24 protein-coding genes, 1 tRNA gene and 1 riboswitch are annotated in these 26,001 nt (G+C 58.4%); of the genes, 17 read left to right on the top strand and 8 right to left on the bottom strand.

Translation table 11 applies throughout. The annotated features are described in order from the left end of the window. The first annotated feature begins 82 nt into the window (after nucleotides 1–82). From QE432_RS15130 to QE432_RS15150, 5 genes are all read left to right on the top strand, one after another. The gene (locus QE432_RS15130) at nucleotides 83–1,099 is read left to right on the top strand and encodes a Fe(3+) ABC transporter substrate-binding protein (RefSeq protein ID WP_038489739.1); all 1,017 of its coding nucleotides are present in this window, start codon (nucleotides 83–85) and stop codon (nucleotides 1,097–1,099) included. A gap of 73 nt (nucleotides 1,100–1,172) precedes the next feature. After that, nucleotides 1,173–2,849 (top strand): ABC transporter permease, encoded by a 1,677-nt coding sequence (locus tag QE432_RS15135; RefSeq protein WP_373465143.1) that lies wholly within the window; start codon nucleotides 1,173–1,175, stop codon nucleotides 2,847–2,849. A 172-nt stretch (nucleotides 2,850–3,021) separates the two neighbouring features. After that, nucleotides 3,022–5,211 carry a TonB-dependent siderophore receptor gene (locus tag QE432_RS15140; RefSeq protein ID WP_306624817.1) on the top strand — a complete coding sequence of 730 codons (2,190 nt, stop codon included), beginning with the start codon at nucleotides 3,022–3,024 and terminating at the stop codon, nucleotides 5,209–5,211. Nucleotides 5,212–5,313: 102 nt separating this feature from the next. Further along, a complete protein-coding gene (locus QE432_RS15145) occupies nucleotides 5,314–6,195 on the top strand; it encodes a helix-turn-helix transcriptional regulator (protein ID WP_003514892.1) in 882 nt (293 codons plus the stop codon). Nucleotides 6,196–6,322: 127 nt separating this feature from the next. Next, complete coding sequence (locus QE432_RS15150) at nucleotides 6,323–6,715, top strand: PRC-barrel domain-containing protein (RefSeq protein ID WP_003514894.1); 393 nt, start codon at nucleotides 6,323–6,325, stop codon at nucleotides 6,713–6,715. Between the two features lie 66 nt (nucleotides 6,716–6,781). Here QE432_RS15150 and QE432_RS15155 read toward each other — a convergent pair whose 3' ends face one another. Both QE432_RS15155 and QE432_RS15160 read right to left on the bottom strand, forming a co-directional pair. Then, nucleotides 6,782–7,024: a DUF982 domain-containing protein gene (locus QE432_RS15155; protein ID WP_003514896.1), complete on the bottom strand. Its 243-nt coding sequence runs from the start codon at nucleotides 7,022–7,024 to the stop codon at nucleotides 6,782–6,784. 327 nt (nucleotides 7,025–7,351) lie between these two features. After that, a complete protein-coding gene (locus QE432_RS15160) occupies nucleotides 7,352–7,510 on the bottom strand; it encodes a YqaE/Pmp3 family membrane protein (protein ID WP_003514897.1) in 159 nt (52 codons plus the stop codon). 1 nt (nucleotide 7,511) lies between these two features. On the opposite strand from QE432_RS15160, the gene QE432_RS15165 reads away from it, so the two are divergent. Beyond that, entirely contained in the window at nucleotides 7,512–7,706 is a 195-nt protein-coding gene (locus tag QE432_RS15165; RefSeq protein ID WP_306624820.1) for a hypothetical protein, read from the top strand. Here the strand turns inward: QE432_RS15165 and QE432_RS15170 are convergent. Then, nucleotides 7,677–7,752 (bottom strand) — tRNA-Thr (locus QE432_RS15170). The genes QE432_RS15165 and QE432_RS15170 overlap by 30 nt on opposite strands. 137 nt (nucleotides 7,753–7,889) lie before the next feature. Beyond that, nucleotides 7,890–8,852: an NAD(P)H-dependent flavin oxidoreductase gene (locus QE432_RS15175; RefSeq protein ID WP_065661405.1), complete on the bottom strand. Its 963-nt coding sequence runs from the start codon at nucleotides 8,850–8,852 to the stop codon at nucleotides 7,890–7,892. Between the two features lie 255 nt (nucleotides 8,853–9,107). On the opposite strand from QE432_RS15175, the gene QE432_RS15180 reads away from it, so the two are divergent. Then, entirely contained in the window at nucleotides 9,108–10,253 is a 1,146-nt protein-coding gene (locus QE432_RS15180) for a hypothetical protein (RefSeq protein WP_306624823.1), read from the top strand. A 61-nt stretch (nucleotides 10,254–10,314) separates the two neighbouring features. Here the strand turns inward: QE432_RS15180 and ppk2 are convergent, their stop codons facing one another. Further along, nucleotides 10,315–11,196 carry a polyphosphate kinase 2 gene (gene ppk2 / locus QE432_RS15185; RefSeq protein ID WP_003514903.1) on the bottom strand — a complete coding sequence of 294 codons (882 nt, stop codon included), beginning with the start codon at nucleotides 11,194–11,196 and terminating at the stop codon, nucleotides 10,315–10,317. Nucleotides 11,197–11,436: 240 nt separating this feature from the next. On the opposite strand from ppk2, the gene phoR reads away from it, so the two are divergent. From phoR to phoB, 7 genes are all read left to right on the top strand, one after another. Beyond that, nucleotides 11,437–12,696: a phosphate regulon sensor histidine kinase PhoR gene (gene phoR / locus QE432_RS15190; RefSeq protein WP_306627070.1), complete on the top strand. Its 1,260-nt coding sequence runs from the start codon at nucleotides 11,437–11,439 to the stop codon at nucleotides 12,694–12,696. A gap of 195 nt (nucleotides 12,697–12,891) precedes the next feature. Next, nucleotides 12,892–13,926, top strand: a complete 1,035-nt coding sequence (locus QE432_RS15195) for a substrate-binding domain-containing protein (RefSeq protein WP_003514907.1) — start codon at nucleotides 12,892–12,894, stop codon at nucleotides 13,924–13,926. Nucleotides 13,927–14,200: 274 nt separating this feature from the next. Next, nucleotides 14,201–15,685 carry a phosphate ABC transporter permease subunit PstC gene (pstC, locus tag QE432_RS15200; protein WP_003514909.1) on the top strand — a complete coding sequence of 495 codons (1,485 nt, stop codon included), beginning with the start codon at nucleotides 14,201–14,203 and terminating at the stop codon, nucleotides 15,683–15,685. Further along, on the top strand, nucleotides 15,682–17,004 hold the full coding sequence (gene pstA / locus QE432_RS15205) for a phosphate ABC transporter permease PstA (protein ID WP_003514911.1): 1,323 nt from the start codon (nucleotides 15,682–15,684) through the stop codon (nucleotides 17,002–17,004). Before pstC ends, pstA begins: the two co-directional genes overlap by 4 nt. Nucleotides 17,005–17,018: 14 nt before the next feature. Further along, entirely contained in the window at nucleotides 17,019–17,834 is an 816-nt protein-coding gene (gene pstB, locus QE432_RS15210) for a phosphate ABC transporter ATP-binding protein PstB (RefSeq protein ID WP_003514913.1), read from the top strand. A gap of 98 nt (nucleotides 17,835–17,932) precedes the next feature. Further along, nucleotides 17,933–18,658, top strand: coding sequence for a phosphate signaling complex protein PhoU (gene phoU / locus QE432_RS15215; protein ID WP_003514921.1), 726 nt, complete (start codon nucleotides 17,933–17,935; stop codon nucleotides 18,656–18,658). 31 nt (nucleotides 18,659–18,689) lie between these two features. After that, nucleotides 18,690–19,373, top strand: a complete 684-nt coding sequence (phoB, locus tag QE432_RS15220) for a phosphate regulon transcriptional regulator PhoB (protein WP_003493692.1) — start codon at nucleotides 18,690–18,692, stop codon at nucleotides 19,371–19,373. Between the two features lie 299 nt (nucleotides 19,374–19,672). On the opposite strand, the gene QE432_RS15225 is transcribed toward phoB, so the two are convergent. Beyond that, on the bottom strand, nucleotides 19,673–20,206 hold the full coding sequence (locus tag QE432_RS15225) for a GcrA family cell cycle regulator (RefSeq protein WP_003514924.1): 534 nt from the start codon (nucleotides 20,204–20,206) through the stop codon (nucleotides 19,673–19,675). A gap of 430 nt (nucleotides 20,207–20,636) precedes the next feature. Here QE432_RS15225 and QE432_RS15230 point away from each other — a divergent pair, with 430 nt between their 5' ends. The 3 genes from QE432_RS15230 to QE432_RS15240 all read left to right on the top strand — a co-directional run bounded on the left by QE432_RS15230 (nucleotide 20,637) and on the right by QE432_RS15240 (nucleotide 24,024). Next, nucleotides 20,637–21,839 carry an aspartate aminotransferase family protein gene (locus tag QE432_RS15230; RefSeq protein ID WP_003514925.1) on the top strand — a complete coding sequence of 401 codons (1,203 nt, stop codon included), beginning with the start codon at nucleotides 20,637–20,639 and terminating at the stop codon, nucleotides 21,837–21,839. A gap of 54 nt (nucleotides 21,840–21,893) precedes the next feature. Continuing rightward, nucleotides 21,894–22,811, top strand: coding sequence for an ornithine carbamoyltransferase (gene argF, locus QE432_RS15235; RefSeq protein ID WP_003514928.1), 918 nt, complete (start codon nucleotides 21,894–21,896; stop codon nucleotides 22,809–22,811). A 223-nt stretch (nucleotides 22,812–23,034) separates the two neighbouring features. Next, the gene (locus QE432_RS15240; RefSeq protein ID WP_003514930.1) at nucleotides 23,035–24,024 is read left to right on the top strand and encodes an Hsp33 family molecular chaperone; all 990 of its coding nucleotides are present in this window, start codon (nucleotides 23,035–23,037) and stop codon (nucleotides 24,022–24,024) included. Between the two features lie 38 nt (nucleotides 24,025–24,062). On the opposite strand, the gene apaG is transcribed toward QE432_RS15240, so the two are convergent. Continuing rightward, on the bottom strand, nucleotides 24,063–24,455 hold the full coding sequence (gene apaG, locus QE432_RS15245) for a Co2+/Mg2+ efflux protein ApaG (protein WP_003514932.1): 393 nt from the start codon (nucleotides 24,453–24,455) through the stop codon (nucleotides 24,063–24,065). A 236-nt stretch (nucleotides 24,456–24,691) separates the two neighbouring features. Further along, entirely contained in the window at nucleotides 24,692–25,876 is a 1,185-nt protein-coding gene (locus QE432_RS15250; RefSeq protein WP_003514934.1) for an O-succinylhomoserine sulfhydrylase, read from the bottom strand. Between the two features lie 42 nt (nucleotides 25,877–25,918). Continuing rightward, nucleotides 25,919–25,997, bottom strand: a riboswitch (SAM riboswitch). Between the last annotated feature and the right edge of the window lie 4 nt (nucleotides 25,998–26,001).

Here is a 26,001-nt window from a genome sequence, read left to right on the forward strand (position 1 = left end):
ACGGCCAAATAAAACTTGATTTGATACGTCATGTATGATGTTTGCTCCCCCTATATTGCGCCATCGAAGAGGGAGACACACCATGACGAAATTTGCCAAACTTGCCCTGCTTGCCAGCACGGTCACTTTTGCAGCGGGATCAGTCAGCGCTGCTGAACTGAACATCTACACCACGAGAGAGCCGGCCCTGATCCAGCCCCTGCTGGAATCCTTCACGGCCTCCAGCGGTGTCAAGGTCAACACCGTATTCCTCAAGGATGGCCTTGCAGAGCGCGTTCTGAGCGAGGGCGCAAGCTCACCTGCCGACGTGCTGATGACGGTGGATGCCGGCAATCTCGTCGATCTCGCGGAAAAGGGTGTTACTCAGCCGGTTGAATCCGAAACCCTGAACAAGGCTATTCCGGCGGAACTTCGCGACGCCAAGGGCCACTGGTTCGCACTTTCCATGCGTGCCCGCGTTCTCTATGCGGCGAAGGATCTCGACCTTGCCTCCTTCAACTATGAAGACCTGGCAGATGCGAAGTGGAAGGGCAAGATCTGCATTCGTGCCGGCCAGCATCCCTATAATACGGCTCTCTTTGCCGACTACATCGCTCACTATGGCGCAGCGGACACCGAAAAGTGGCTTGCCGGCGTCAAGGAAAACCTGGCCCGCAAGGCAGGCGGCGGCGACCGTGACGTTGCCAAGGATATCCTCGGCGGCATTTGCGATATCGGCATCGCCAACTCCTATTATGTCGGCCTGATGCGCTCGGGCAAGGGCGGCGAGGAGCAGGTGAAGTGGGGCGAAGCGATCAAGGTCGTTCTGCCGACGTTCAAGAATGGTGGCACGCAGGTCAACATCAGCGGTGCGGCTGTTGCCAAGAACGCTCCGAACAAGGCCGAAGCCGTCAAGCTTCTGGAATACCTTGTTTCGGACGAAGCCCAGAAGATCTATGCCGAAGCCAACTTCGAATATCCGGTCAGGCAGGGCGCTGCACTCAACGACATCGTTGCCTCCTTCGGCACCCTGAAGGTTGACAACAAGTCGCTGACGGAGATCGTCTCTCATCGCAAACAGGCGAGCGAGCTGGTCGACAAGGTCGGTTTCGACCAGTAAAGGCCAATTGGCGACAACAAGTTGGAAGGCGTTCGCATCCGCGGGCGCCTTTCCCTGTATTTTCAAGAAGCTCATGAATCCAGACGCCGTCCAGCCATTGATGCCCCGCGCAAGACCAAGGTTTTCATCCTCCTTCTGGTGGCTGAGCCTGTCTCTGGCAGCGGTCTGTGGCGCCATGCTGCCGGTTCTGGCACTCGTCTCGCAGGCGGTGCAGGGGTCCGATGGCCTGTGGTCCCATCTCGGTTCCAGCGTGATTTTGACGGCTTTGCCGGATACCGCAGTTCTGATGCTCGGCGTCGGGTTGCTGGCCGGTGTTATCGGCACATTTGCCGCCTGGCTGGTTACGGCCTATGATTTTCCCGGCCGCAAAATACTGGAATGGGCGCTGCTGCTGCCGCTCGCCATGCCCACCTATATCGTCGCTTACGCCTATCTCGATATCCTGCATCCGATCGGGCCGGTGCAGGGGGCGATCCGCTGGCTGCTGGGCTATTCCAGCCCGCGTGAATTCCGCCTGCCGGACATAAGGTCCATGACGGGCTGCATCATCCTGCTCGGTTTCGTGCTGTTTCCCTATGTCTATATTCCCGTGCGCGCCATGTTCCTCACGCAGGCGGGCAACCTGCTTGAAGCGGCACGCACGCTTGGCGTTTCCAGACGCGCGGCTTTCTTCAAGGTTGCGGTGCCTTTGGCGCGCCCGGCCGTCGCGGTCGGCATCAGCCTTGCCCTGATGGAAGCGCTGAACGATATCGGCGCATCGGAATTCCTTGGTGTCCGAACTCTCACCGTTTCGGTCTATACCACATGGGTCACGAAATCCGACCTGCCCGGTGCGGCGCAGATCGCGCTTTCCATGTTATTCATCGTGGTTGCCCTCGTGGCATTTGAACGATGGGCGCGGCGCAAGCAGCGTTATACCGTGTCGGCGCAGAAAAGCAGGGAACTGGAGCCTGTGCGTCTCACCGGTCTTAAAGCTTGCGGTGCCTTTGCGCTCGGCAGCCTGCCGGTTCTGATCGGCTTCGTGGCGCCGGCAAGCTATCTCGTCACCGAGGCATGGAAGCGTTTCCGGTTCAGCGGACTGTCGTCCCGTTTTGCCGATGAGGCTCTGAATACCATCCTCTTTGCCGGACTGGCGACGGCGATCACCCTCGTCCTCGGCCTTGCGGTCGCTTACGCGATGCGCCTTGCTCCGGGACGCCTCTCGCTCTGGTCCTACCGGCTTTCCACGGTAGGTTACGCGGCCCCCGGCACGGTCATCGCCATAGGTGTACTGATTGCGCTTGGCGGCTTCGACCGGTTTGTCGACCAGACCATGCGCGACTGGTTCGGCATATCCACCGGCCTCATTTTCATCGGCAGCGGTGCGGCCCTGATTTACGCCTATTCGGCGCGGTTCCTCACCATTGCGGCTGGCGGCGTCGATGCCGGCCTGAGTCGTATCCCGCAATCCTTCGATCACGCCTCGCGAACACTGGGACGATCCGCAACACAGACATTCAGACAGATCCATCTGCCGCTTTCAAAGGCATCGCTGGCCGCCGCCGCCTTGCTGATCTTCGTCGATTGCGTCAAGGAACTTCCCGCCACACTCCTGTTACGGCCGCTGAATTTCGAGACTTTCGCGACCCATCTTTACGGTGAGGCGGCGCGTGGCACCTATGAGGAAGCGTCGATTGCGGCACTGGCGATTGTCGTCGTCGGCATCCTGCCGGTCATGCAGCTTGCAAGGATCGGGCGGCGCAAGAGCTGACGCCTGCACCATAAATGACAGGCGCAAAACTGTGCGAGAAGCCAATAAGCTTCAAATCTCCCCAGAAAACGACAAGCATCCGGCCTTAATCCTGATGTAAATACTCAGCTTAATTGAGGTGCTGCGGCCTGCCGTATATAAACGTCGGCCGTGATCTGTTTCGGGGCATATCTTGAAAAATTTGCATGAGATGTTTTTGGGCCGCCTGGCTTTGGGAACGGCTGCCATTGTTTTGATGGCGCCATTGGTAGGTCACGCACAGCAGACGACCGTCCTGCGTGAGATTACCGTCGAGGGGCAGGGCGCGGAAAACGCCACTGGTCCGGTCCGGGGGTACGTTGCGAAGAAAAGCCCGACGGGTTCGAAAACTGAGACGGAAACGAAGGACATTCCTCAGTCCGTATCGGTCGTCGGCCGCAAGGAAATGGATGACCGCGGTGTCGTGACCAAGATCGACGAGGTACTGCGCTACACGCCCGGCGTAACGGCGGAACCTTTCGGCACCGATCCGGATACGGACTGGTTTTACATTCGCGGTTTCCAGGCAACCCAGACCGGCGTGTTTCTGGATGGGCTGAACCTGTTCAGCTACGGTTTCGGCGGTTTCCAGATGGATGCCTATGGTTTGGAGCGGGTGGAGGTGCTGAAGGGACCGGCTTCGGTGCTCTACGGCGGCGCCAATCCCGGCGGCATCGTGCAGATGGTTCGCAAGCGCCCGCAGGATGAGCCGGTCCGCGAAACGGAAATCGGCATCAACAATTTCGGCAATGCTTTCTTCGGTTTCGATCTCGGCGACAAGATCGATGGTGAGGGTGTGTGGAAATACCGCGTCACTGGCAAGGTCTCGGGCGGCGATAATTACACCGACTACTCCGAGGATCTGCGTGGCTTCATCATGCCGCAGATCACCTTCGAGCCGGATGCTCAGACCAGTGCCACGCTCTACGGCTATTTCTCGGCGCTGGATCAGGTCCATGTCGGCAATGGCTTCCTGCCCTATGTAGGCACTGTGGTTGACGCACCTTTCGGCAAGCTCGACCGCAAGGCCTTTTATGGCGAGCCTGATATCGACAATGGTCGCGTCTACCAGTCCATGGTGGGTTACGAAGTCAGCCACGAATTCGACAATGGCTGGAAGATCAGCCAGAACGCACGCTACGGCCACCTCTACAAGCATGAAACCGGACCCTATGCGGGCGGCTGGGCCAATACTGACGCCAATGGCCAGCCAATCCTCGATGCCACCACCAATGACTATATGCTGACCCGCTTTGGTTATGACGGCCTGTCGAAGGTCGACAGTTTCGGCGTCGACAACCGCGTCGAAGGCCAGTTCGATACCGGTGCTGTCAGCCATTCGCTGCTCTTCGGTCTCGATTATAAATACTACAAGCTGGATCAGGTGCAGGCGTGCTGCGGATCGAATGCGATCGGTGCGCTCAAACCGGTCTATGGTTCGACGCAGGGAACGAATTTCGTCTACGCCAATAACGTCGTGACGCAGCAGCAGATCGGCATCTATGCACAGGATCAGCTGCGTTTCGGCGATGGCTGGCTGGTAACGCTGAACGGGCGCTACGATTACGTCGATACCGAACTGAACAACAGGCTGCCAGCGGGTGTGTCTCGCCGCTCAAATGACGATGCGCTGAGCGGTCGCGCCGGTCTTGCCTATGAATTCGACAATGGCCTGACGCCCTATGTCTCGGCGGCCACCTTCTTCAATCCGCTCATCGATACACTTGCGGATGGCAGCTCCGCCGTACCCGAGGAAGGACATCAGTTCGAGGCCGGTATCAAATACGAGCCGACCTTCTTCGATGGCAGCATCACCGCCTCTGTCTTCAAGCTTGTGAAGGACAACGCCATCGTTTCCTATACCGCCGGCGGCGTAACGACGAGCGGCCAGTTCGGACAGGTGGAGTCCACCGGCTTCGAGCTGGAGGCGAAGGCCAATCTCACCGACAACTGGAAAACCATCGCCTCCTATTCCTATACCGATCTCGATATCACCAAGGACGCCAATCCTAACCTGATCGGCAAATCGCCGTGGATCGTGCCTGCTCACACCGCGTCGCTTTGGGTGGATTACGCCTTCACCGATGATACGTTTGAAGGCCTCAGCATTGGCGGCGGCGTGCGTTATCAGGGCAAGTCCTGGGCAGATGCGGCAAACACGCTGCGTGTTCCGGATGCTGCGGTCTTCGATGCCGCGATCCGCTACGAGAAGAACGACTGGACGGCATCCGTCAACGTTGCGAATGTCTTCGACAAGGAATACGTCAAGAGTTGCGCCGGCGTCTCGGTTTGCGGCTGGGGTGACAGCCGCACCATCACCTTCAAGCTTTCCAAGAAGTGGTAACGGGTAGCTGGCAGTTGCGGGGAAAATAGTTTGCCCCTATAAATATGAATAATCTTATCATGTTTATAGGGGCGCCTTTGCGCCTTGCGGGATCGAGAGGCCATGGCTTTCCGCGTTCGGATGGAAAATGAGATCGAGGGCTTTGCCGTCATCGGCGGCCCACGCTCGCGGGTGTGGAACGGCATCGTCGCCGATCTCTGGGACGTGCGTTGCGCATCGAAGGCGGGTGGCCGCTATGTCGGCAAGGACCCGCGTTTCGTTTTCCTGCTTGATATGGATGGGACGGATGATGGGCGGTTCATGATGAATCGTAGCCGCCGCGACAATTACGCGTCATCCGAAGCGAACCGCATTTCCTTCGTACCGGCCGACCTGGACGTACATGCGGAACTCAGCAATGTTTCCTTCGTGCGCCATCTCGATCTGCACTTCGATGCGGGATTGCTGGGGGCGCGGCTGGTGCAGGGGTTCGATCCGCACGGATTGCTCGATCCGCACCTGATGTTCGAGGATGAGCGCCTGCTGGTGCTTGCGCGGCTGATCGCCGCCGAATGTGATAATCCAGACCCTTTGCACGATCTATACGGCGAAAGCCTCGTGCTGGCGCTGTTGACGGATTTCCTCAAGGTGAAGCGGGAGCCGGTCAAAAAACGCAGCAAGCTGGCCTCCTGGCAGTTGAGAGCGGCGACCGATTACATTCGCGAACATTGCCTGCGGTCGATAAGGCTGGAGGAACTGGCAGAACTCACCAACCTGTCGCAATCCCATTTCAGCCACGCCTTTAAGGCGTCGACAGGCGTACCGCCGCATCAATGGCAGATGCAGGCGCGTATCGATCGGGTCAAGGACCTGATGATGCGAACCGACATGGCGCTGACCGACATCGCCATCGCAGCCGGGTTTTCGGATCAGGCGCATTTTTCCCGCGTCTTCCGTAAAATGGTCGGCGTTTCTCCTTCCGTATGGCAAAAAATCCGCCAATAGGGCTTTTTCCGCGCCTCCTGATCCGCGTCTTCAGTCCGCAGCGCGCGAAAAGCTTCGGAACGAATTTCCGGCGGAGGGGTTTACCAGGCGTAATACTCACGAGGAAAAACCAAGGAGGAAAGACGTTATGTTGCATCAAGAACCCCGTGCCGGGCAGGACCCTTACGTCAAGGATACACCGAGCCTGATCGCCAGCGACAAGGTTGAAGGCACGCGCGTCTATGGCGCCGATGGCAAGCATATCGGCTCGATCCAGCGTATCATTCTGGAAAAACGCGGCGGCCGTGTCGCTTATGCGGTTTTGAGCTTCGGTGGCTTTTTCGGAATCGGCGACGACTATTATCCGCTGCCGTGGGAAAAGTTGCATTATGACGAAGAGCTTGACGGCTATCGCATCGATCTTACCAAAGAGCAGATCGAAAATGCGCCTCACTTCGCCAACCTGGACGATGATGACCTGCTGCATGCTCGAGACCGCAAGGTTTACGACTACTACGGCGTCGCACCTTACTGGATGTAGATCGAACGAAATATAGCAAGCATGAAAATGGCCCCTTTCGAGGGGCCATTTGTCGTCTGAATATGGTCAGTGCGGATTTTTCTGCATCTCGGAAACCGCATCGGTAAAGCACTTGCGCGCTTCCTCCGGCGATTTGCGTCCATCAAGCGCAGCGCGGCAGGCGCTTCTGGCTCTCACGAAACTCAATCCGCGAATTTTGGGCCAGCCTTCCGTCAATAACATCAGTGCCTCGAACGGGCCGGCGATAACGCTTTTGCCCTTCGCCTCGAGATTGACCTCGACAGGCTCTGTCCATCTCTCGTTCTTCATCGTGCACCTCCCAGAGCAACGCGATCCCGAAATACACCCGACAGCAAAGCAACCCATGAACGCAGCCGTGTGTCACCGCTGATTAGAATAAGCGCAAGCGATCGAATTGACAACGGTGATCAACGAAAGCCGAAAAACGACAGAATCGCCAGAACGATGACGACGAGGCCCACGATGTAGATGATCTGGTTCATGATTTTCTCCTTAGCTGGTGTCATCACCATAACGTGAGGGAGAAGATGAGGTTCCAGTCGGAATTACGAATTTAATCACGTACTAAAATATTGTGCGCATCTGATGGTTGTCCCGTCATATGCCGCGCAAATCTCATTTGCGCAAGATCACCCAGATCGCGTGAATGATGCCGGGAATGTAACCGCAAAGCGTGAGCAGGATATTCAACCAGAAATGCAGGCCAAGTCCGACCTGGAGAAACACGCCAACCGGCGGAAGGATGATGGCGATAAGAATACGAAGGACATCCACGATGGCAAGCTTTCCATTTGATTGCGACTTGCTGCTCAACGTGCGGAGGCCCGTTTGGTTTCAAAGGTTTATTATTGCAGCAGCAGCGCCAAATGACGATTTCCGCCAGTGGACAACGCCGCGCCAAAGACAACTCAATGTCGGAAATGAATTTTTTGGGAAGAAATGGTGCCGCTTACGTGACTCGAACACGTGACCCCGTCATTACGAATGACGTGCTCTACCAACTGAGCTAAAGCGGCCCGATTGTGACCCGTTTGTTACGGATCAGCTTCATGGCGGGCTGATACAGGCAATGCTGACGGATTTCAAGCCTTGAATGCGCGGGTTTCGAAAAATCCGAAAAAAAGCTTTGCCTGCCCGTTGTTTATAGGTGGCCTCAGCCTCTCGCGCAGATGCGCTGTCTGGCTGCCTCATACTCGCGTACCAGCCGATCGACGAGGTCAGCCACCGGCTCCACCACCTTGACCGCGCCGATGCCTTGTCCGGCGCCCCATATATCCTTCCAGGCCTTTGCTCCGCCGGTGGCGGTTTCGAAGTCCATCTTGGAAGGGTCCGCTTCCGGCAGGTTGTCGGGGTCCATGCCTGAGGCGACGATCGAGCTTTTCAGGTAGTTGCCGTGTACGCCCGTGAAATAGTTCGAATAAACGATGTCCTTGGCCTGTGCCTCCACGATCGCCTGCTTGTAAGCGTCGGAGGCCCGGGCTTCCTGCGTCGCGATGAAGGGGGAGCCTATATAGGCCATATCCGCGCCCATGGCCTGCGCCGCAAGGATGGAGCCGCCATTGGCGATGGCGCCAGCCAGCAGCAGGGGGCCATCAAACCATTCGCGGATTTCCTGAACCAGGGCGAAGGGCGAAAGCGTGCCCGCATGTCCGCCGGCACCCGTTGCCACTGCAATCAGCCCGTCCGCGCCCTTGCGGATGGCGGAGCGGGCGTGGCGATCGTTGATGACATCATGCAGCACGATACCGCCATAGGAATGCACGGCCGCATTGACTTCCGGTACTGCACCAAGCGAGGAAATCACCACCGGCACCTTGTATTTGACGCAGAGGCCGAGATCGTGTTCCAGCCGCCGGTTGGACATATGTACGATCTGGTTGACGGCGAAAGGAGCGGCCGGGCGCTCGGGGTTGGCCCTGTTGTGGGCGGCCAGCTCCTCGGTGATCATTGCCAGCCATTCGTCCAGCTGGCTTTCGGGCCGCGCATTCAGCGCCGGGAAAGCGCCGATGACACCCGCCTTGCATTGCGCCAGCGTCAATTGCGGATGCGAAATAATGAATAGCGGTGACGCTATGACCGGAAGACGCAGATTGTCTTTCAGCACGGACGGCAGCATGTCTCCTCCCACGGATTACGTTTACGCGCACGTAAGTCAATATCGTGTTCGGCGGCGGATTGAAAGCGAAAACAGCGTCGTACTGGCCCGGCAGACCTGCGCTCGCAGCGCCACAATGGATCGATTTTCCCCAAGGCAATCCGGTCTTTATCGCAAACGATGCTTGCGGAGGCGCGGCATAGCCGTTACCGAATCGTAAACCAATGGCGCACTGCCACATATTTTTTGCGAAGAGCAGTAGAATAAGGATCGGTCGTGAGCGGACTGGAAACGGCAATCAGAAATGCTCTGGAAAAATCGGACAGATCGAACGCCGAAGTTCGTGCACGAATTTACCAATCGTCCCGTCAGGCACTGGAAGCGGGCCTGCGCAAGCAGGGCATAGACGACCCGCAGATTGTGGGCCAGCAGCGCCAGCGGCTCGAAAGCCTGATCCATGTTATAGAGAATGAAGAGCGGAATCGTCTTCTGGACAGGGTGGAGCAGCAGTTGCGGCCGCCTGTGCCGGAAAGTGCGGCGAATGACGGCCCCTCGGTCGATCCCTTTTCACAATCGCAGCATCACGACGATATGGCCGTCGAGCCGGAATTGCGTGGCGAAACGCGCGATGTGCAGCCGGGCGCCGCTGCGGCTCCGGAACCGCTGAGTGCTGGACGTCGCAATGGAAAACCGCCAAGAAGAGGCTCCAGCGCAGGTGACGCCTCGCTCGCGTTTCGTCCGGAAGGTGCCGTTGGCCGCCGCAAGCGTCGCGGACTTTTCGCCCGCCTTTTCATGCTCGTGACACTGCTTGCCTTTGTTGGTTTCGGCGCCTGGTGGGTCTATTCCTCCGGCCTGCTGCTCACGCCGGAGCAGCGCGATACCAGCGTGCCCAATCCGCCGGCACAAGTCCAGGCGGAGGACTTCAACGGTACTGAGCCCGCGCCGAGCCTTTCCGCCGGCCGCGGTTTTTCTGACGACTGGGTGGAAGTATTTAATGCGGAGCGCGGCAGTTCCGGAGTTTCGGCAGGCCCCCGCGCCAATGTCGAGAACATCGCCACACCCGCCGGCAAGGCGATACGGGTGACGTCGAGAAGCGTCTCTCAGGACGGCGCAATCAGCGTCGAGGTTCCGGTGGAAGTGATGCGCGACATGGCGGGTAAATCCTCGACCATCTCGATCACGCTGCAATCCTCCAGCGATCGGCAAACGCAGGTTTCCGTAGCATGCGATTTCGCCACGTTGGGCGATTGCTCCCGTCACCGTTTCACGGCCACCGCCGAGCGTGCGGATATGCTGCTGAACACGACGTTCGAGCGTTCGCTTGCCCCGAATGCGCCCGGCAAGATCTTCATCAACAGCGATATCGATGGCAATGCCCGCCCGGTGAACCTTTACTCCGTGCGCATTTTGCCGGGTCAGTAAGAATCCAGCAAGAAGAGGGAACAAGCGCCGCAGCCGGGGCGCTTGTTGACGTCTCCCAGTCTTATTTCAGAAAACCCGGTCCTGATCCCAGGATCTTGTCGTCGATTTCGCCAATCGCCTTTTTGTCCTTGCCGTCGTAGTCAAGCGTATTGAGGATGTGGCGAATGAGGTTCACCCTCGCACGGCGTTTGTCGTTGGCGCGCACCACCGTCCACGGGGCGACATCGGTGTGGGTCTTTTCCAGCATCTCGTCGCGCTTTTGTGTGTAGTCGTCCCACTTCGTCAGCGCGGCGATATCCATGTCGGAAAGCTTCCAGCATTTCAGCGGGCTGTGGCGACGGTCATGGAAGCGCTCGATCTGCGTTTCGCGGCCGATATCAAGCCAGAACTTGAACAGATGAACACCCTCATGGACCAGCATCTTTTCGAGGCGTGGTGTTTCCTTGAGAAAGCGTTTGTGCTCTTCCGGGGTGCAGAAGCCCATAACAGGCTCCACCCCGGCGCGGTTATACCAGGAACGGTCGAAGAGGACGAATTCTCCAGCCGTCGGGAAATGCGAGATATAGCGCTGGAAATACCATTGGCCACGCTCGGTCTCGGTTGGTTTGGTCAGCGCCACGACACGGGCATAGCGGGGGTTGAGGTAAGCGTGGGCCGCAAAGATCGCGCCGCCCTTTCCGGCGGCATCGCGTCCTTCGAAGACTGCCATCACCCGTTTGCCGGTGGCCTGCAGCCAGAACTGCACCTTGACCAGCTCAACCTGCAGCGCCTCGAGGGTGGCGTCGTATTCCTCCCGCTTCATCTTTTTGTCGTAAGGAAAATCTCCGGCGGAAAGCTTTTTTTCCTCCACCCAGTCGGGAAGAACCGGATCGTCGATGTCGAAGCTGCGCAGCTTGCCGCCAATGGTGATCTCCACCGATCGCTTCTTCGTTTCTTCGCCCATGCTTTCCTCCTGATGTTGTTGTGTAAAGGCAACTCGCTGCCAATGAGTTCATATCCACCCGCATAATTCAAGTGAAAGAGGATTGGTTAGCCGGAGTGCTACCGCAGTGACGATTGCGGCGCAGATTTTGCGCATATACGCTGTGGAAAATACGCGATGATGAATCTCTGTCATGAAGCTGGCCTATGAGACTCCGATGCGCTGTCAGGTGAAAGTGGAAAGTGTGCTGAAATGGCAGTCATGAAAGGCGAGAGTGGATTGAAGCTTTTTGCGAAAAAGCTTGGCCGAAACTGGTTGCCTGTTCTCGTCGTCAGCATGCTTGCCGTCGCTGCCGTTTCTGAGTTGCAAACGCCCTACATGCCCGCCGTCCTGTGGCTCTGTGCCGTCATCGCTATTTTGACCGCCCGGCAAAAGCCGGAGGAGCCGGCTAAGGATGAAACCGCAACTGCTGAGGCGGAAGAACCTGATGTGCCCGGCGAAAACGTCATTTCCGGGGTGAGGGCGGGTCTGGCCGTTCTTGATACGCCCGTCTTCATCCTCGATAAAAACGCAGGCGTTCTTTATCAGAACGGCGCGGCGGAACGCGCCTTTGGCCAGCTTCCGGCCGGCGCGCATATTTCCGCGCGGCTGCGTTCGCCGGGCTTGCTGGATGTCATTCGCGAAACCATCACCACCGGCCAGCCCAACCAGGTCGAGCATTCCGAGCGTTTTCCCTCAGAGCGGGTCTTCATCGTCCGCATTGCCCGGGCGGATGCGGGAGAGGCGGCGGGTCCACCGTTCTACATCCTGTCGTTCCGCGACGTTTCGGAGCTTCGCCGCATCGACCGCATGCGCAGCGACTTCGTCGCCAATGCAAGCCATGAATTGCGCACCCCGCTCGCCTCGCTGCGCGGTTTCATCGAAACCATGCAGGGGCCGGCCCGCAACGACCCCAAAGCGCAGGAACGTTTCCTCGCCATCATGCTGGATCAGGCCACACGCATGAGCAGGCTGGTGGATGACCTCATGTCGCTTTCAAGGCTGGAATTGCGGGCGAATATTGCGCCGGACCAGAAGGTCGATCTCGTCCCAGTCATCGGCCATGTCCGGGATGCGCTGCTGCCGCTCGCCAACGAGCTGGATGTGGTTATTACGCTGCATCTGCCCGACTGGCCGGCAGAAGTGCAGGGCGACCGCGACGAACTGGTGCAAGTGTTTCAGAACCTCGTTGAAAATGCTTGTAAATATGGCCAGGAAGGCAAGGTCGTGGATGTCTGGCTGCGTGCCGAACCCGGTAAGCCGGTGGAGGTGAGCGTCATTGACAAGGGGCCGGGCATTCCTGCTGAACATGTGCCGCGTCTGACGGAACGGTTTTACCGCGTCAGTGTCGCTGACAGTCGCTCCAAAAAAGGGACCGGCCTCGGGCTTGCCATCGTCAAGCACATCCTCACCCGCCACCGCGCCCGCCTCATCATTAAATCGGAACTGGGCAATGGCACGGACTTTACCGTCAGATTCTGACATAGAGTACGTTACAGTCTTTAGCTTCGAAAAATTTTATAAATAAAATCAATAATTTAGGCTGTCACAAATCTTTCACCGAAGTGACATAAAAGGAAGTGGTTACGGTGGTTAAGAAGAGACCGCCGAGCGCATGCTAAGAGCGTCTGCCGCTATCGGCTGCGTCCACAAACAAGCCCACGACGGGAGAGACAAATGAACTTCGTTAAATTTTCCGCAGCAGCTCTGGTGGCTTCTGTCGCCTTCGCTGGCGCCGCCGCTGCTCGCGACCAGATCCAGGTTGCTGGTTCCTCCACGGTTCTGCCCTATGCCAAGATCGTTGCCGAAACTTTTGCTGAGACTTTCCCGAACTTCAAGGCTCCGGTTGTTGAGTCTGGCGGCACGGGCGGCGGTCTGAAGGCGTTCTGCTCCGGCGTCGGCGAAGGCACCATCGACATTGCAAACGCTTCGCGCCCGATCAAGAGCGACGAACTTGCCGCTTGTAAGGCCGCTGGCGTTGCCGACGTTCAGGAAGTGAAGATCGGCTACGACGGCATCGTCTTCGCAATGGACTCTTCCAACAAGGACATCAAGCTCGAGCCGAAGGATCTGTACCTCGCGCTCGCCGCTGAAATCGTCAAGGACGGCAAGCTCGTTGCCAACCCTTACAAGAAGTGGTCGGAAATCAACAAGGAACTGCCTGATGTAGCGATCGCCGCTTACATTCCGGGTTCCAAGCACGGCACGCGCGAAGTCTTCGAAGAGAAGATCATGGCTGACGGCTGCAAGGAAGCCAAGGCGACCGACGCCATCAAGGCGCTGATCACCGACGCCAAGCAGGCTGCTGCCAAGTGCGTTGCAGTTCGCAAGGACGGCGCTGCAGTCGACATCGACGGCGACTACACCGAGACGCTTGCCCGCATCGACGCCAACAAGACCGGCCTCGGCGTTTTCGGCCTGGCATTTTATGAGAACAACGCTGACCGCCTGAAGGTTGCGACCGTCAGCGGCGTTGTTCCGTCCACGGAAACCGTTGCCAGCGGCAAGTACCCGGTTTCGCGCCCGCTGTTCTTCTACGTGAAGAAGGCTCACCTGGGCGTTATCCCGGGCCTCAAGGAATATGTCGAGTTCTTCGTTTCTGACGAAATGATCGGCCCCGACTCCCCGCTCGCAAACTACGGCCTCGTTGCCGCTCCGGAAAAAGAACGCGAAGAAATTCGCTCCAAGTTCGCTGCCGGCGCTTCGATGTAATAAACAAGGAGGGGTGCGGCCTGCCGCACCCCTCTCTCCGCTCCGGTACCGTTGTGCTTAAGGCGGCTGTCTCCGGTTGACAGTTCCCATCCATCGCCGTCCACATAATTGTTGATGGATTACAGATGGATAGGATGTATCAACCTTGACGCTTGCCAGACTTTGTTACAGTCAGGCGGCAAGCATCTCTGGATGGTCCAGCGGTCTCGTTTTGATGACTTTTTGATTTGCCCGATATCGCACCGTGCTCTTGAGGCACGACGAGGGAACTCTAATGAACACATCGATCCTTTTGCTGATACTGGTGTTGATCGGCATCGGCAGTTATCTGCTCGGCAGCCGCCGCGCCGTTGCTTTGTCTGGTGGGCGCCCCTCCAGCATGCATTCCCGTGCCGGTTATCACGGCTCCTACGCTGTCGTCTGGGCGGTGCTGCCCGCAGCGCTCATTCTCTGTATCTGGCTTGTTATCAGCCCGCTGATCGTTACCTCTGCGGTGCGTGGCGAATTTCCCGAAGATGTGCGCTCCCAATCCGAAGCGCAGCAGAGCCTGACCTATGGCATGGTAACGTCCATCGCCCGCGGTCTTCAGCGTCTGACGCCGGAAGAAACCGCAAAGGTTGATGCGGATACGGCTGCGGTAAGATCGCTTCTTGCATCGAAGGGCGTGGCAATTGCCGGCGAACCCCAGCGTTTCATGGTCGATGCCGCCCAGACGCTGAATGCGATGACCTCCACCAGCCGCCTGGGCATGATCGCCACCGTGCTACTGGCCGCATTCGCCGGTGCCGCTTATGCACTGCGTTCAATCGCGCCGCGTTTTCGGGCGCGCAACAGGGTGGAGCGGGTCATTCTCGCGGCTCTGGTCGTCGCGTCGTCCATCGCCATCCTGACGACCATCGGCATCGTCCTTTCGATGCTTTCGGAAGCAATCCAGTTCTTTACCATGGTTCCGGCGCACCAGTTCTTCTTCGGAACGGTATGGGATCCGCGTTTTGCCGCTGCCGGTGCGACCGACTCTTCCGGCCAGTTCGGCCTGATCCCGCTGCTCGCCGGCACGCTCTATATTGGTTTCGTCGCCATGCTGGTCGCCGTTCCGGTCGGGCTGTTTTCGGCGATCTATATGTCGGAATATGCGACGCCGCGCCTTCGCTCGATTGTAAAGCCGCTGCTCGAGGTGCTCGCGGGCATCCCGACAATCGTCTACGGCTTCTTCGCGCTGACGACCGTTGGTCCTTTCCTGCGAGACATTTCCACGCAGATCAGCGGTCTTGCGACAGGCAACTACGCCAACTTCATCCAGGCGCAGAGCGTCATCACGGCCGGCTTCGTCATGGGCATCATGCTGATCCCTTATGTTTCGTCGCTGTCTGACGACATCATCACCGCCGTGCCGCGTTCGCTGCGCGATGGCTCTCTCGGTCTCGGCGCCACGCGCTCTGAAACCATCAAGAAGGTCATCCTTCCCGCCGCTCTTCCCGGCATCGTCGGCGCCGTGCTGATGACGGCGTCGCGTGCGATCGGGGAGACCATGATCGTGGTTCTTGCAGCTGGCGTCGCTGCCCGCCTGCAGCTCAACCCCTTCGAACCCATGACAACGGTGACGGTCAAGATTGTCAGCCAGCTGACGGGTGACCTTGAGTTTACCTCGCCGCAAACGCTGGTGGCCTTCGCGCTGGGCATAACTCTTTTTGCAATCACGCTTTGCCTGAATATCTACGCGCTTTACATCGTGCGCAAATACCGGGAGCAATATGAATGACCGACATCGTTTCTCCGGCGGCCGGTGCTGCCGCCGTGAACAAGGCCACGCGCCGTGATATCGGCATCAAGCGTCGCTATGCAGCTGAACGCCGCTTCCGCGCCTATGGATTGGCAGCAATCTCGTTCGGCCTCATATTCCTCTTTCTGCTGCTCTGGTCGGTCGTATCCAAGGGTCACACCGCCTTCCAGCAGACGATGATCACCGTTCCGGTCGAGTTTTCCGAACTGATCATCGATCCAAAGAACGAGCGCGCAACCAATCCGGCAAAGCTGATGACGGCCAACTACCCCGTCCTCGCCCGTGATGCGGTGGCCAAGGTTCTCGGGGTCGCGCCGACGGATAAGGCCGGTCTTCGCGCCGTCAACGTCATGATCTCCGACAGCGTACGCACCCAGCTGCGTGATATCGTCGTCGCCGATCCGTCCGTCATCGGCACCACGCGCAGCGTCACGCTTCTGGCGTCAGGTGATGTCGACAGCGCCTTCAAGGGCCAGGTCGACATGTCGGGGGATGAAGCAAACCGCCGTATCTCGAACCAGCAGCTCGGCTGGATGAACCAGCTCGTGGAAAGCGGACAGCTTGGCAAGCATTTCAATACCGGCATCTTCGTCAACGGCGCTTCGAGCCGTCCGGAAGCCGCGGGTGTTGGAGTTGCGCTGATCGGCTCGTTCTACATGATGCTGATCGTGCTGGTGCTGTCGCTGCCGATCGGTGTTGCGGCCTCCATCTATCTGGAGGAATTTGCCCCCAAGAACCGTTTGACGGACCTTATCGAGGTCAACATCAACAATCTGGCGGCTGTTCCCTCCATTGTTTACGGTCTGCTCGGTCTCTCCGTCTTCATCAACTTCATGGGCTTTCCACGCTCGGCCTCGCTGGTCGGCGGCCTCGTCCTGACGCTGATGACGCTGCCGACGATCATCATCGCCACCCGCGCTGCATTGAAGGCCGTGCCGCCGTCGATCCGCGCCGCCGCACTCGGTCTTGGCGCGTCCAAGATGCAGACGATTTTCCATCACGTCCTGCCGCTGGCAATGCCTGGCATTCTGACCGGCACCATCATCGGTCTCGCCCACGCACTGGGCGAAACGGCGCCGCTGCTTCTGATCGGCATGGTGGCATTCGTCGCGAACTATCCGACAACGCCTATGGATCCGTCCACGGCCCTGCCGGTGCAGATTTACATGTGGGCGAACGAAGCTGAGCGTGCCTTTGTCGAGCGGACATCTGGCGCTATCATCATCCTGCTTCTGTTCCTCATTCTCATGAATGTTGGCGCAATCCTGTTGCGTCGCCGCTTTGAGCGGCGCTGGTAGAGGGAGCTAGAGCAATGAACATGTTGTCGGAAGCAGCAGTTGAAAAGGCGCTGGACAAGAAAATGAATGAAGTCTCATACAAGATGATCGGCAAGGATGTTTCGGTTTATTACGGCGAAAAGCGCGCGCTTTACGACGTGAACCTCAATGTCCGCGAAAACACGGTGACTGCACTTATCGGCCCGTCCGGTTGCGGTAAATCCACTTTCCTGCGCACCTTGAACCGCATGAACGACACGATCGACGGTTGCCGGGTCACCGGCAAGATCACGCTCGATACCGACGATATCTACGATCAGCAGATCGACGTCGTGGAACTGCGTGCCCGCGTCGGCATGGTGTTCCAGAAGCCGAACCCGTTTCCGAAGACGATTTATGAGAACATCGCCTACGGCCCACGTATCCACGGTCTCGCCCGCAACAAGGCGGATATGGACCAGATCGTCGAGCATAGCCTGCAGAAAGCGGGTCTCTGGAACGAGGTGAAGGATCGTTTGCTGGAATCCGGCACGGGTCTCTCCGGTGGCCAGCAGCAGCGTCTGTGCATCGCACGCGCGGTTGCCGTCAGCCCGGAAGTGATCCTGATGGACGAGCCGTGCTCGGCGCTGGATCCGATCGCGACTGCGAAGGTCGAGGAACTGATCCACGAACTGCGCACCAACTACACCATCGTCATCGTCACGCACTCCATGCAGCAGGCGGCGCGCGTTTCCCAGCGTACGGCCATGTTCCATCTTGGTCATCTTGTCGAAGAAAACGAAACCGACAAGATGTTCACCAATCCGGACGACCAGCGCACGCAGGACTACATCATGGGCCGCTTCGGCTGATCCCCGGCCGGTGCTTTATCGTAACCGTACAAGACTGGTGCCTCTGCCGTGCCCCGCTGTTGGGCACGCGCATGCAGGCCAAGCCGGAGGAATAGATCATGACACAGACAACGACCCATTCGCATATCCTGTCTGCCTATGACGACGAACTGAAGTTTCTGACGCGCCGCATCGCCGAAATGGGCGGTCTTGCCGAGCAGATGTGCGGTGACGCCGTGCGCGCACTCGTCAATTCCGATGCTGCGCTCGCGCAGAAGGTCATTTCGGACGATACCATTCTCGACCATGCTGAGCGCGAAATTGGCGACAAGGCGATCGTAACCATCGCCAAGCGTCAGCCGATGGCGGCAGACCTTCGCGAGATCATCGGCACCCTGCGTATCGCCGCCGATCTCGAACGCGTCGGCGATCTTGGCAAGAACACGGCCAAGCGCGTTATCGCTGTCGCCGGCACCGGCGTTCCGCGCAAGCTCGCCCGCGGCATCGAGCATCTGTCCGACCTGGCGCTGGTGCAGCTCAAGGAAGTCCTCGACGTCTATTCCACGCGTTCCGCCGAAAAGGCCAATGCGATCCGTGAACGCGACGAGGAAATCGATGCCATGTACACGTCGCTCTTCCGGGAGCTTCTGACCTACATGATGGAAGACCCGCGCAACATCACCACCTGCACGCATCTTCTGTTCTGCGCCAAGAACATCGAGCGTATCGGCGATCATGCGACGAATATCGCAGAGACGATCTATTACATGACCACCGGCAGCCAGCCGGAGGGCGAGCGTCCGAAGGACGACAGTTCCAACACGCTTGGTTCGGTGACCGAGTAACAGACAAGCAGAAGCTTGCGGAGTTCAGCATATGGTGCCCAAGATTGCAGTTGTGGAAGACGAGGAAGCGTTGAGCGTCCTGCTTCGTTACAATCTCGAGGCTGAGGGATACGACGTCGACACGATACCCCGTGGCGATGAGGCGGAAATCAGGCTGCAGGAGCGCATTCCGGATCTTCTTATCCTGGACTGGATGTTGCCCGGTGTCTCCGGTATCGAACTGTGCCGGCGCTTGAGAATGCGGCCGGAAACAGAACGCCTGCCCATCATCATGCTGACGGCGCGTGGCGAAGAGAGCGAACGGGTTCGCGGTCTCGCTACCGGCGCTGACGATTATGTCGTCAAGCCGTTCTCGACGCCGGAACTCATGGCCCGGGTCAAGGCCATGTTGCGCCGGGCCCGTCCGGAGGTTCTGTCGTCGGTGCTCAAATGCGGCGATATCGAACTGGATCGCGAGACCCATCGCGTTCACCGCAAAAGCCGCGAAGTGCGTCTCGGCCCGACGGAATTCCGCTTGCTGGAATTCCTGATGACGTCGCCGGGTCGGGTGTTTTCCCGCTCGCAATTGCTGGATGGCGTCTGGGGTCACGATATCTATGTCGACGAGCGCACTGTCGATGTGCATGTCGGACGTCTGCGCAAGGCCCTGAATTTCTCGCACATGCAGGATGTCATCCGCACGGTGCGTGGTGCGGGATATTCTATGGAAGCCTGAGCGACGCGGAACCAGGTGGTTTCGCTGGCGAAGTAGTGCACCAAAAAATCAGGAAGCCCGAAATCTGAAACGGTTTCGGGCTTTTTCAATATGAATATCCGCCAAACTCGATGCCATTGTCCGTTTTGACCGCAGGAGATCGGCTGCGCGTTGAAATCCGGATTGAAGGGTCACGCCCGATAGTAAGGGGAAAGGGTGAGGCCTGCCATCAAGCCGCCCAGAAAGCGGCTTTATTTTTGTGATAAAAAAACGGGCCCGAAGGCCCGTAATTTTTGAGTGCTGAATGCGTGCCGCAACACTCAAGCCTTGCGGCGCTCGCTCACCGGCTGGTAGGCGAGTTTCGCATGGAACTTGCAATAGGGCGAAGATTCCAGCGCTTCACAACCGCAGAAATGGAAGTCGTCCTTCAGCGGATCGCCAACCGGCCATTTGCAGGTGCGCTCGGTCAGTTCCGTCAGCGTCAGGCGACGGGAAATCGGCGTGACAACGTTCTTGGAAGGAACGTAATCGAGAACCTGCGCGGTCTCGATATCGATCTCTTCGTGCAGCGCCGTTGCCGCGTTCGAACGGGTGAGGATGCGCGCCGGTGCCGCGTTGACGCGACCTGCGAAAGTCGTCGCGCGCGGGGCAGGGGCAGCGGTGCGCTTCGGCGCAGAGCGTGCCGAAGTCACTGGACCGCCAGCCTTGACGCGTCCCGGCAGATTGAGACGATGGACCTTGCCGATCACGGCATTACGGCTGACGCCGCCCAGCTGCGCTGCAATCTGGCTGGCGCTAAGGCCCTCGGACCACAATTTCTTGAGCTTTTCGACTCGTTCGTCTGTCCAGTTCATGCCGCTTCTCCGCTTGTCGCGTGTATTTTCGGCAGAATCCCTCTCCGTCTCGCGCGCATGCCGCAAGCGTGGTTTCCGCCTGATTTTCGGTGACTAGTTCCGCCGCAATGCAGTCTAGTAATTAGCGATTAACCTAGTGCCAGCCCGACTCCGTGGCAAGAGTCGCGGGAATCATCTGGAATCGATTTTCCGGTTTTCCCCAACTTGCTGGCGTATTGAGTCTGAAAGGCAACACCTTGGGGCTGCCCCGCCGCCGCATACTAGTGCTTGAGAAGCCCGGGAAACGCTGACTTTTGTTGACATCGGCAAACGAAGTGACAATAGTGCCCCTGCCGCCGCAAGGCGGCATTTTGATTTTCAGGCGAGGGATAACCCCGCAAGCCTATTGACAACAGTTTGACAGCGCATCTGCGCAAGGAGTGATACAGCCATGGCCGAAGCCGGCGCGCCATTGTTTGATACGTTTTCAAGAGCCCCCCTGCGCTTCGAGCGCGGTGAGGGTGTATGGCTGTTCACGGAAAGCGGCGAGCGATATCTGGATTTTGCGGCCGGTGTTGCTGTCAACTCGCTGGGCCACGCCCATCCTCACCTCGTTGATGCGATCAAGACGCAGGCCGAGAAGGTCTGGCACGTCTCGAACCTTTATGAAGTACCGGGACAGGAAAAACTCGCCAGGCGCCTGACGGAAGCGACTTTCGCGGACAAGGTATTCTTCACAAACTCAGGCGCGGAAGCCCTGGAATGCGCCATCAAGACCGCCCGCCGTTATCACTATACCAAGGGCCATCCGGAGAAGTTCCGCATCGTGTCCTTCGAAGGCGCTTTCCATGGCCGTACACTGGCGACGATCGCCGCGGGTGGCCAGCAGAAATACCTCGAAGGTTTCGGTCCCAAGGTCGAAGGTTTCGATCAGGTTCCGTTCGGTGATGTCGATGCCCTCAAGGCCGTCATCACGGCTGAGACTGCAGCACTTCTGATCGAGCCCATCCAAGGCGAGGGCGGCATTCGCTCGCCCAGCAAGGAATTCCTGCAAATCCTGCGCGGATTGTGCGACGAGCACGGCCTGCTGCTGATTTTCGATGAGGTCCAGACGGGTGTCGGCCGCACAGGCAAGCTGTTTGCTTATGAACATACCGGTGTTGCGCCCGATATCATGGCGGTCGCCAAGGGTATCGGTGGCGGTTTCCCGCTCGGCGCATGCCTTGCCACGGCAGATGCCGCTTCCGGCATGACGGCGGGCGTACATGGCACCACCTATGGCGGCAACCCGCTGGCCATGGCAGTCGGCAATGCCGTGCTTGACGTCGTTCTCTCCGAAGGTTTTCTCGAGAAGGTCCGTGACGTCGCGCTGGTCTTCCGGCAGGGTCTGGCCTCGCTCAAGGATCGTTATCCTGACGTGATCGACGAAATTCGCGGCGAAGGTCTGCTTCTGGGCATCAAGGCGAAGATTCCTTCGGGCGAATTGCTGCAGGCCATGCGCGCAGAGCATCTGCTTGGCGTGCCTGCGGGCGACAATGTCATCCGTCTTCTGCCGCCACTCGTCACCACGGCGGAAGAGGCCCGTGAGGGTCTTGCACGTATCGACGCGGCTGCCGCCTCCCTGACGGTTGCGAAACAGGCAAAAAGCGCCTGAAAAAATCAAGAGCGGGCCTCTCTTCAGGGGCTCGCAAGCATGGGACAGATTAGAATGGGTTCACCAAAACATTTTCTGGACCTCTCGGCCGTCGGGTCGGAGGATCTGCGGACAATTCTTGATGATGCGCGCACGCGCAAGATTGCCACCAAAACCGGCACGGCGGAAAAGCCGCTTGCCGGCAAGATGCTGGCAATGATTTTCGAAAAACCGTCCACACGCACCCGCGTCTCCTTCGATGTCGGCATGCGCCAACTCGGCGGTGAGACCCTTTTCCTGTCGGGCACGGAAATGCAGCTGGGCCGCGCGGAAACGATTGGCGATACGGCCAAGGTGCTGTCGCGCTATGTCGATGCCATCATGATCCGCACCACGGATCACTCGCGTCTGCTCGAGCTTGCCGAACACGCAACCGTGCCTGTTATCAATGGCCTGACGGACGACACGCATCCCTGCCAGATCATGGCGGATATATTGACGTTCGAGGAACATCGCGGCCCGGTCAAGGGCAAGACCATTGCCTGGACGGGTGACGGCAATAATGTGCTGCATTCGTTCGTGGAAGGCTCCGCCCGTTTCGGTTACCGCATGGCGATGGCAGTACCGATGGGTTCGGAACCGCACGACAAGTTCCTGAACTGGGCACGCAACAATGGTGGCGAAATCTCGCTGTACCACGATGCCGACAAGGCAGTGGCGGGCGCTGATTGCGTCGTCACCGATACCTGGGTGTCCATGAACCAGGAACACAAGGCGCGCGGCCACAATATCTTCCAGCCTTATCAGGTCAATGAAGCGCTGATGGCGAAGGCCAACAAGGAAGCGCTGTTCATGCACTGCCTGCCGGCGCATCGCGGCGAGGAAGTAACGGATGCAGTGATCGACGGGCCGCAATCGGTGGTCTTCGACGAGGCGGAAAACCGGCTCCATGCGCAGAAGTCCATTATCGCATGGTGCATGGGCGTCATCTGACCGCTATCGGCCGGGTGCTTGAACTCGGCGATGCACATTCCCATCTGTGGGGCTTCGAAGACGCTCGTCGGCTTTTCGCTGGCGGGCCACCTCACGATTTGCACGATTTTCCCCGGAGGCGGTTTCGCTTCCCGGATCTCTGTGCGACAAGCTGAAAAAGTACATTTTAAAAGCCGGACTTTTGGACGGTAGCGGCGCAACGGCTGCGCCAGGGAGTTATGACATGGCAGATGTAACGGTTGAACTGGACAATCTCGATTTAGCTGGCGACGACAAGGTTGTGCCCTTTCAGGTCGAAGGTCTGGACGTGCGCGGTCGCGCCGTACAGGTCGGGCCGCTGTTGAATGCCATCCTCGAACGTCACGAATATCCCGAGATTGTCGCCCGCCTGCTGGCGGAAGCAACGGTTCTGACGGCGCTGATCGGCACATCCCTGAAATTTTCCGGCAAGCTGACTGTGCAGACCAAGGGCGACGGCCCGGTTGACCTTCTGGTGGCGGATTTCACCGCGCCCGAGAGCATGCGCGCTTATGCCCGTTTCGATGAGGAGCGGCTGGCGGAAGCTGTTGCTGCGGGGCAAACCTCGCCCGAACAACTGCTCGGAACCGGCATTCTGGCCTTCACCATCGATCAGGGCGTCGGCATGCAGCCTTATCAGGGCATCGTGCCGCTGGACGGTTCTTCGCTGGAAGAAATCGCCGGGGTTTATTTCCGTCAGTCGGAACAGCTTCCCACCCGCGTGCGCCTCGGCGTTGCCCAGTTCTTCGACCGTGACGGCGAAGGCAAGCCGCGCCATAGCTGGCGTGCAGGCGGCGTGATTGCCCAGTTCCTGCCGCAGGCGCCCGAGCGTTTGCGCATGCGCGATCTCCATGGCGGTGACGGCGACGAGGGCGATTATGAAGTGGCGGAGGACGATGCCTGGACAGAGGCAGTGTCGCTGCTGAATACGGTGGATACCGACGAGCTGACCGATCCGCAGGTGCCAGTGGAGCGTCTGCTTTACAGGCTTTTCCACGAGAGCGGCGTGCGCATCTACGATCCGCAGGTCATTTTCGACCGTTGCAGCTGTTCACGGGACAAGATCAAGGGTGTGCTGTCCGGTTTCACCGCTGAAGAGATCAAGGCGAGTGAGGAAGACGGTGCGATTGCCGTGACGTGCGAGTTCTGCTCCACGACCTATCGCTACGATGTCAGCGAGTTTGAAAACGTCTGACGAGGAGAGCCGCGCTTGTGAATGGCGCGGCTTTTTTGTCAGTTCAGCACCCGCAACAGGCCGGGTGAATCCAGTGAAAAGGCGGGGATGGTGACGTTGAACACCTCGCCTTTGTCCGTTTCCATTTCATAGTGGCCAAACATAAGGCCTGACGGCGTATCCAGCGGGCAGCCGGATGAATATTCGTAACTGTCGCCGGGGTTCAGATGCGGTTTTTCGCCGACGACACCCGGCCCGTAGACCTCATCCACCTGTCCGTTCTGGTCGGTGATGTGCCAATAGCGGTTGACGAGTGTTATCGGAACATCGGAATTGTTCGAGATCACGACTTTATAGCCCCAGACATAACGATCGTCATCCGGGTCGGACTGCTCCTCGAGATAATACGGATCGACCGTTACCTCGATATCCCTTGTCAGAGCACGATACATACGCGCCACACCTCGATATTTTCCCTGCTGCCATCATCCTACACTACAGGTTCTGGCTATCGTCAAGAAAATGAATGACTTGACGACCACGTGCATCTTCTGTTGCGCCGTTTTTTCACCGTTAGGGATAACGGTAAAGGTAAATATTGGTTGCCCGACGCGGGCTCTCACCCAGGCGGGATGCGTGCCATGGCCCGACGGCGAAGTCGGGCCATGGCGGTATGTCGATTGAATCCTTAAACTGAAACGGCCGCAAGACCCTTCGCCAGATCTTCCAGCAGATCGTCCGTATCTTCGATACCGCAGGAAAGACGCAAGGTCCCGCCGGAAATACCCAGTTCGGCACGCGCCTCGTCGGTCAGGTTCTTGTGCGTCGTGGTGCCAGGGTGGGTAATGAGGCTCTTGGCATCGCCGAGATTGTTGGAAATCTTCACGATATCAAGCGCGTTCTGCAGTGCGAATGCCGCTTCCTTGCCGCCCTTCAGTTCGAAAGCCACGAGCGTCGAGCCGCCCGACATCTGCCGCGCGATGATGTCTGCCTGCGGATGGTCGGCGCGACCAGGATAGATCACTTTGGCAACCTTGCCGCTGTCGGCGAGGAAATCGGCGATCTTCGAGGCATTGGCCGTCTGTTGCTTGACACGCAGCGGCAGGGTTTCGATGCCCTTCAGCAGCGTCCAGGCATTGAACGGCGACATGGCTGGGCCGGTGTGGCGGAAATAGTCCTGCAGCTCTTCCTCAATCCACTTCTTGTCGGAAAGGATCACGCCGCCAAGGCAACGGCCCTGACCGTCAATATGCTTCGTCGCCGAATAAACGACGATATGGGCGCCGAGTTCGAGTGGCTTCTGGAAAAGCGGTGTGGCGAAAACATTGTCGACAACCACTTTCGCGCCGATCTGGTTGGCGAGCTTCGCCACGCCGGCAATATCCACCACTTCGAGCGTTGGGTTGGTCGGGCTTTCGAGGAAAAACAGCTTGGTGTTCGGCTGGATCGCCTTTTCCCAATTGTTGAGATCGCGTCCGTCGATCAGCGTGCACTCGATGCCGTATTTGGGTGCAAGCGTTTCTACCACCCAACGGCAGGAGCCAAAAAGCGCGCGGGCAGCAACGATGTGATCGCCGGCACGCAGCTGGCACATGATGGCGGCTGTCACGGCGGCCATGCCGGAGGCAAGCGCACGGGCGTCTTCCGCACCTTCCAGCAGGCACATGCGCTTTTCGAACATGTCATTGGTCGGGCTTGCATAGCGGGCATAGATGAAGCCATCCGTTTCGCCCTTGAAGCGCGCTTCGGCGGCTTCGGAGTTTTCGTAAACGAAACCCTGGGTCAGATAGATCGCTTCCGACGTTTCACCATAGGGTGAGCGTAGCGTACCACCGTGAACGAGCTGGGTTGCCGGGCGCCATTTATTGCTCATGTGATCACCTCAAAACAAAAAAACCGGTCGCAAAAGCAGACCGGTTCCTAGCACCCGGTCTTTTTAGCCACTTGTTTAACGTGGCTGCAAGCCGACCGGCCAAATCACCACGGGATAAGCTTGCC

It is taken from the genome of Agrobacterium sp. SORGH_AS_0745 (assembly GCF_030818995.1).
Lineage (GTDB): Bacteria > Pseudomonadota > Alphaproteobacteria > Rhizobiales > Rhizobiaceae > Agrobacterium > Agrobacterium tumefaciens.

What these genes read in the sequence shown, in the direction of transcription:
- phoR (WP_306627070.1), top strand. Translation starts at nt 11,437, where the DNA reads ATGAAAGGCGAGAGTGGATTGAAGCTTTTTGCGAAAAAGCTTGGCCGA.
- argF (WP_003514928.1), top strand. Translation starts at nt 21,894, where the DNA reads ATGGGTTCACCAAAACATTTTCTGGACCTCTCGGCCGTCGGGTCGGAG.
- QE432_RS15145 (WP_003514892.1), top strand. Translation starts at nt 5,314, where the DNA reads ATGGCTTTCCGCGTTCGGATGGAAAATGAGATCGAGGGCTTTGCCGTC.
- QE432_RS15195 (WP_003514907.1), top strand. Translation starts at nt 12,892, where the DNA reads ATGAACTTCGTTAAATTTTCCGCAGCAGCTCTGGTGGCTTCTGTCGCC.
- QE432_RS15250 (WP_003514934.1), bottom strand. Translation starts at nt 25,876, where the DNA reads ATGAGCAATAAATGGCGCCCGGCAACCCAGCTCGTTCACGGTGGTACG.
- QE432_RS15135 (WP_373465143.1), top strand. Translation starts at nt 1,173, where the DNA reads ATGAATCCAGACGCCGTCCAGCCATTGATGCCCCGCGCAAGACCAAGG.
- phoU (WP_003514921.1), top strand. Translation starts at nt 17,933, where the DNA reads ATGACACAGACAACGACCCATTCGCATATCCTGTCTGCCTATGACGAC.
- QE432_RS15175 (WP_065661405.1), bottom strand. Translation starts at nt 8,852, where the DNA reads ATGCTGCCGTCCGTGCTGAAAGACAATCTGCGTCTTCCGGTCATAGCG.
- QE432_RS15130 (WP_038489739.1), top strand. Translation starts at nt 83, where the DNA reads ATGACGAAATTTGCCAAACTTGCCCTGCTTGCCAGCACGGTCACTTTT.
- apaG (WP_003514932.1), bottom strand. Translation starts at nt 24,455, where the DNA reads ATGTATCGTGCTCTGACAAGGGATATCGAGGTAACGGTCGATCCGTAT.
- pstB (WP_003514913.1), top strand. Translation starts at nt 17,019, where the DNA reads ATGAACATGTTGTCGGAAGCAGCAGTTGAAAAGGCGCTGGACAAGAAA.
- pstA (WP_003514911.1), top strand. Translation starts at nt 15,682, where the DNA reads ATGACCGACATCGTTTCTCCGGCGGCCGGTGCTGCCGCCGTGAACAAG.
- QE432_RS15150 (WP_003514894.1), top strand. Translation starts at nt 6,323, where the DNA reads ATGTTGCATCAAGAACCCCGTGCCGGGCAGGACCCTTACGTCAAGGAT.
- QE432_RS15165 (WP_306624820.1), top strand. Translation starts at nt 7,512, where the DNA reads ATGGCAAGCTTTCCATTTGATTGCGACTTGCTGCTCAACGTGCGGAGG.
- pstC (WP_003514909.1), top strand. Translation starts at nt 14,201, where the DNA reads ATGAACACATCGATCCTTTTGCTGATACTGGTGTTGATCGGCATCGGC.
- QE432_RS15225 (WP_003514924.1), bottom strand. Translation starts at nt 20,206, where the DNA reads ATGAACTGGACAGACGAACGAGTCGAAAAGCTCAAGAAATTGTGGTCC.
- QE432_RS15240 (WP_003514930.1), top strand. Translation starts at nt 23,035, where the DNA reads ATGGCAGATGTAACGGTTGAACTGGACAATCTCGATTTAGCTGGCGAC.
- QE432_RS15155 (WP_003514896.1), bottom strand. Translation starts at nt 7,024, where the DNA reads ATGAAGAACGAGAGATGGACAGAGCCTGTCGAGGTCAATCTCGAGGCG.
- ppk2 (WP_003514903.1), bottom strand. Translation starts at nt 11,196, where the DNA reads ATGGGCGAAGAAACGAAGAAGCGATCGGTGGAGATCACCATTGGCGGC.
- QE432_RS15230 (WP_003514925.1), top strand. Translation starts at nt 20,637, where the DNA reads ATGGCCGAAGCCGGCGCGCCATTGTTTGATACGTTTTCAAGAGCCCCC.
- phoB (WP_003493692.1), top strand. Translation starts at nt 18,690, where the DNA reads ATGGTGCCCAAGATTGCAGTTGTGGAAGACGAGGAAGCGTTGAGCGTC.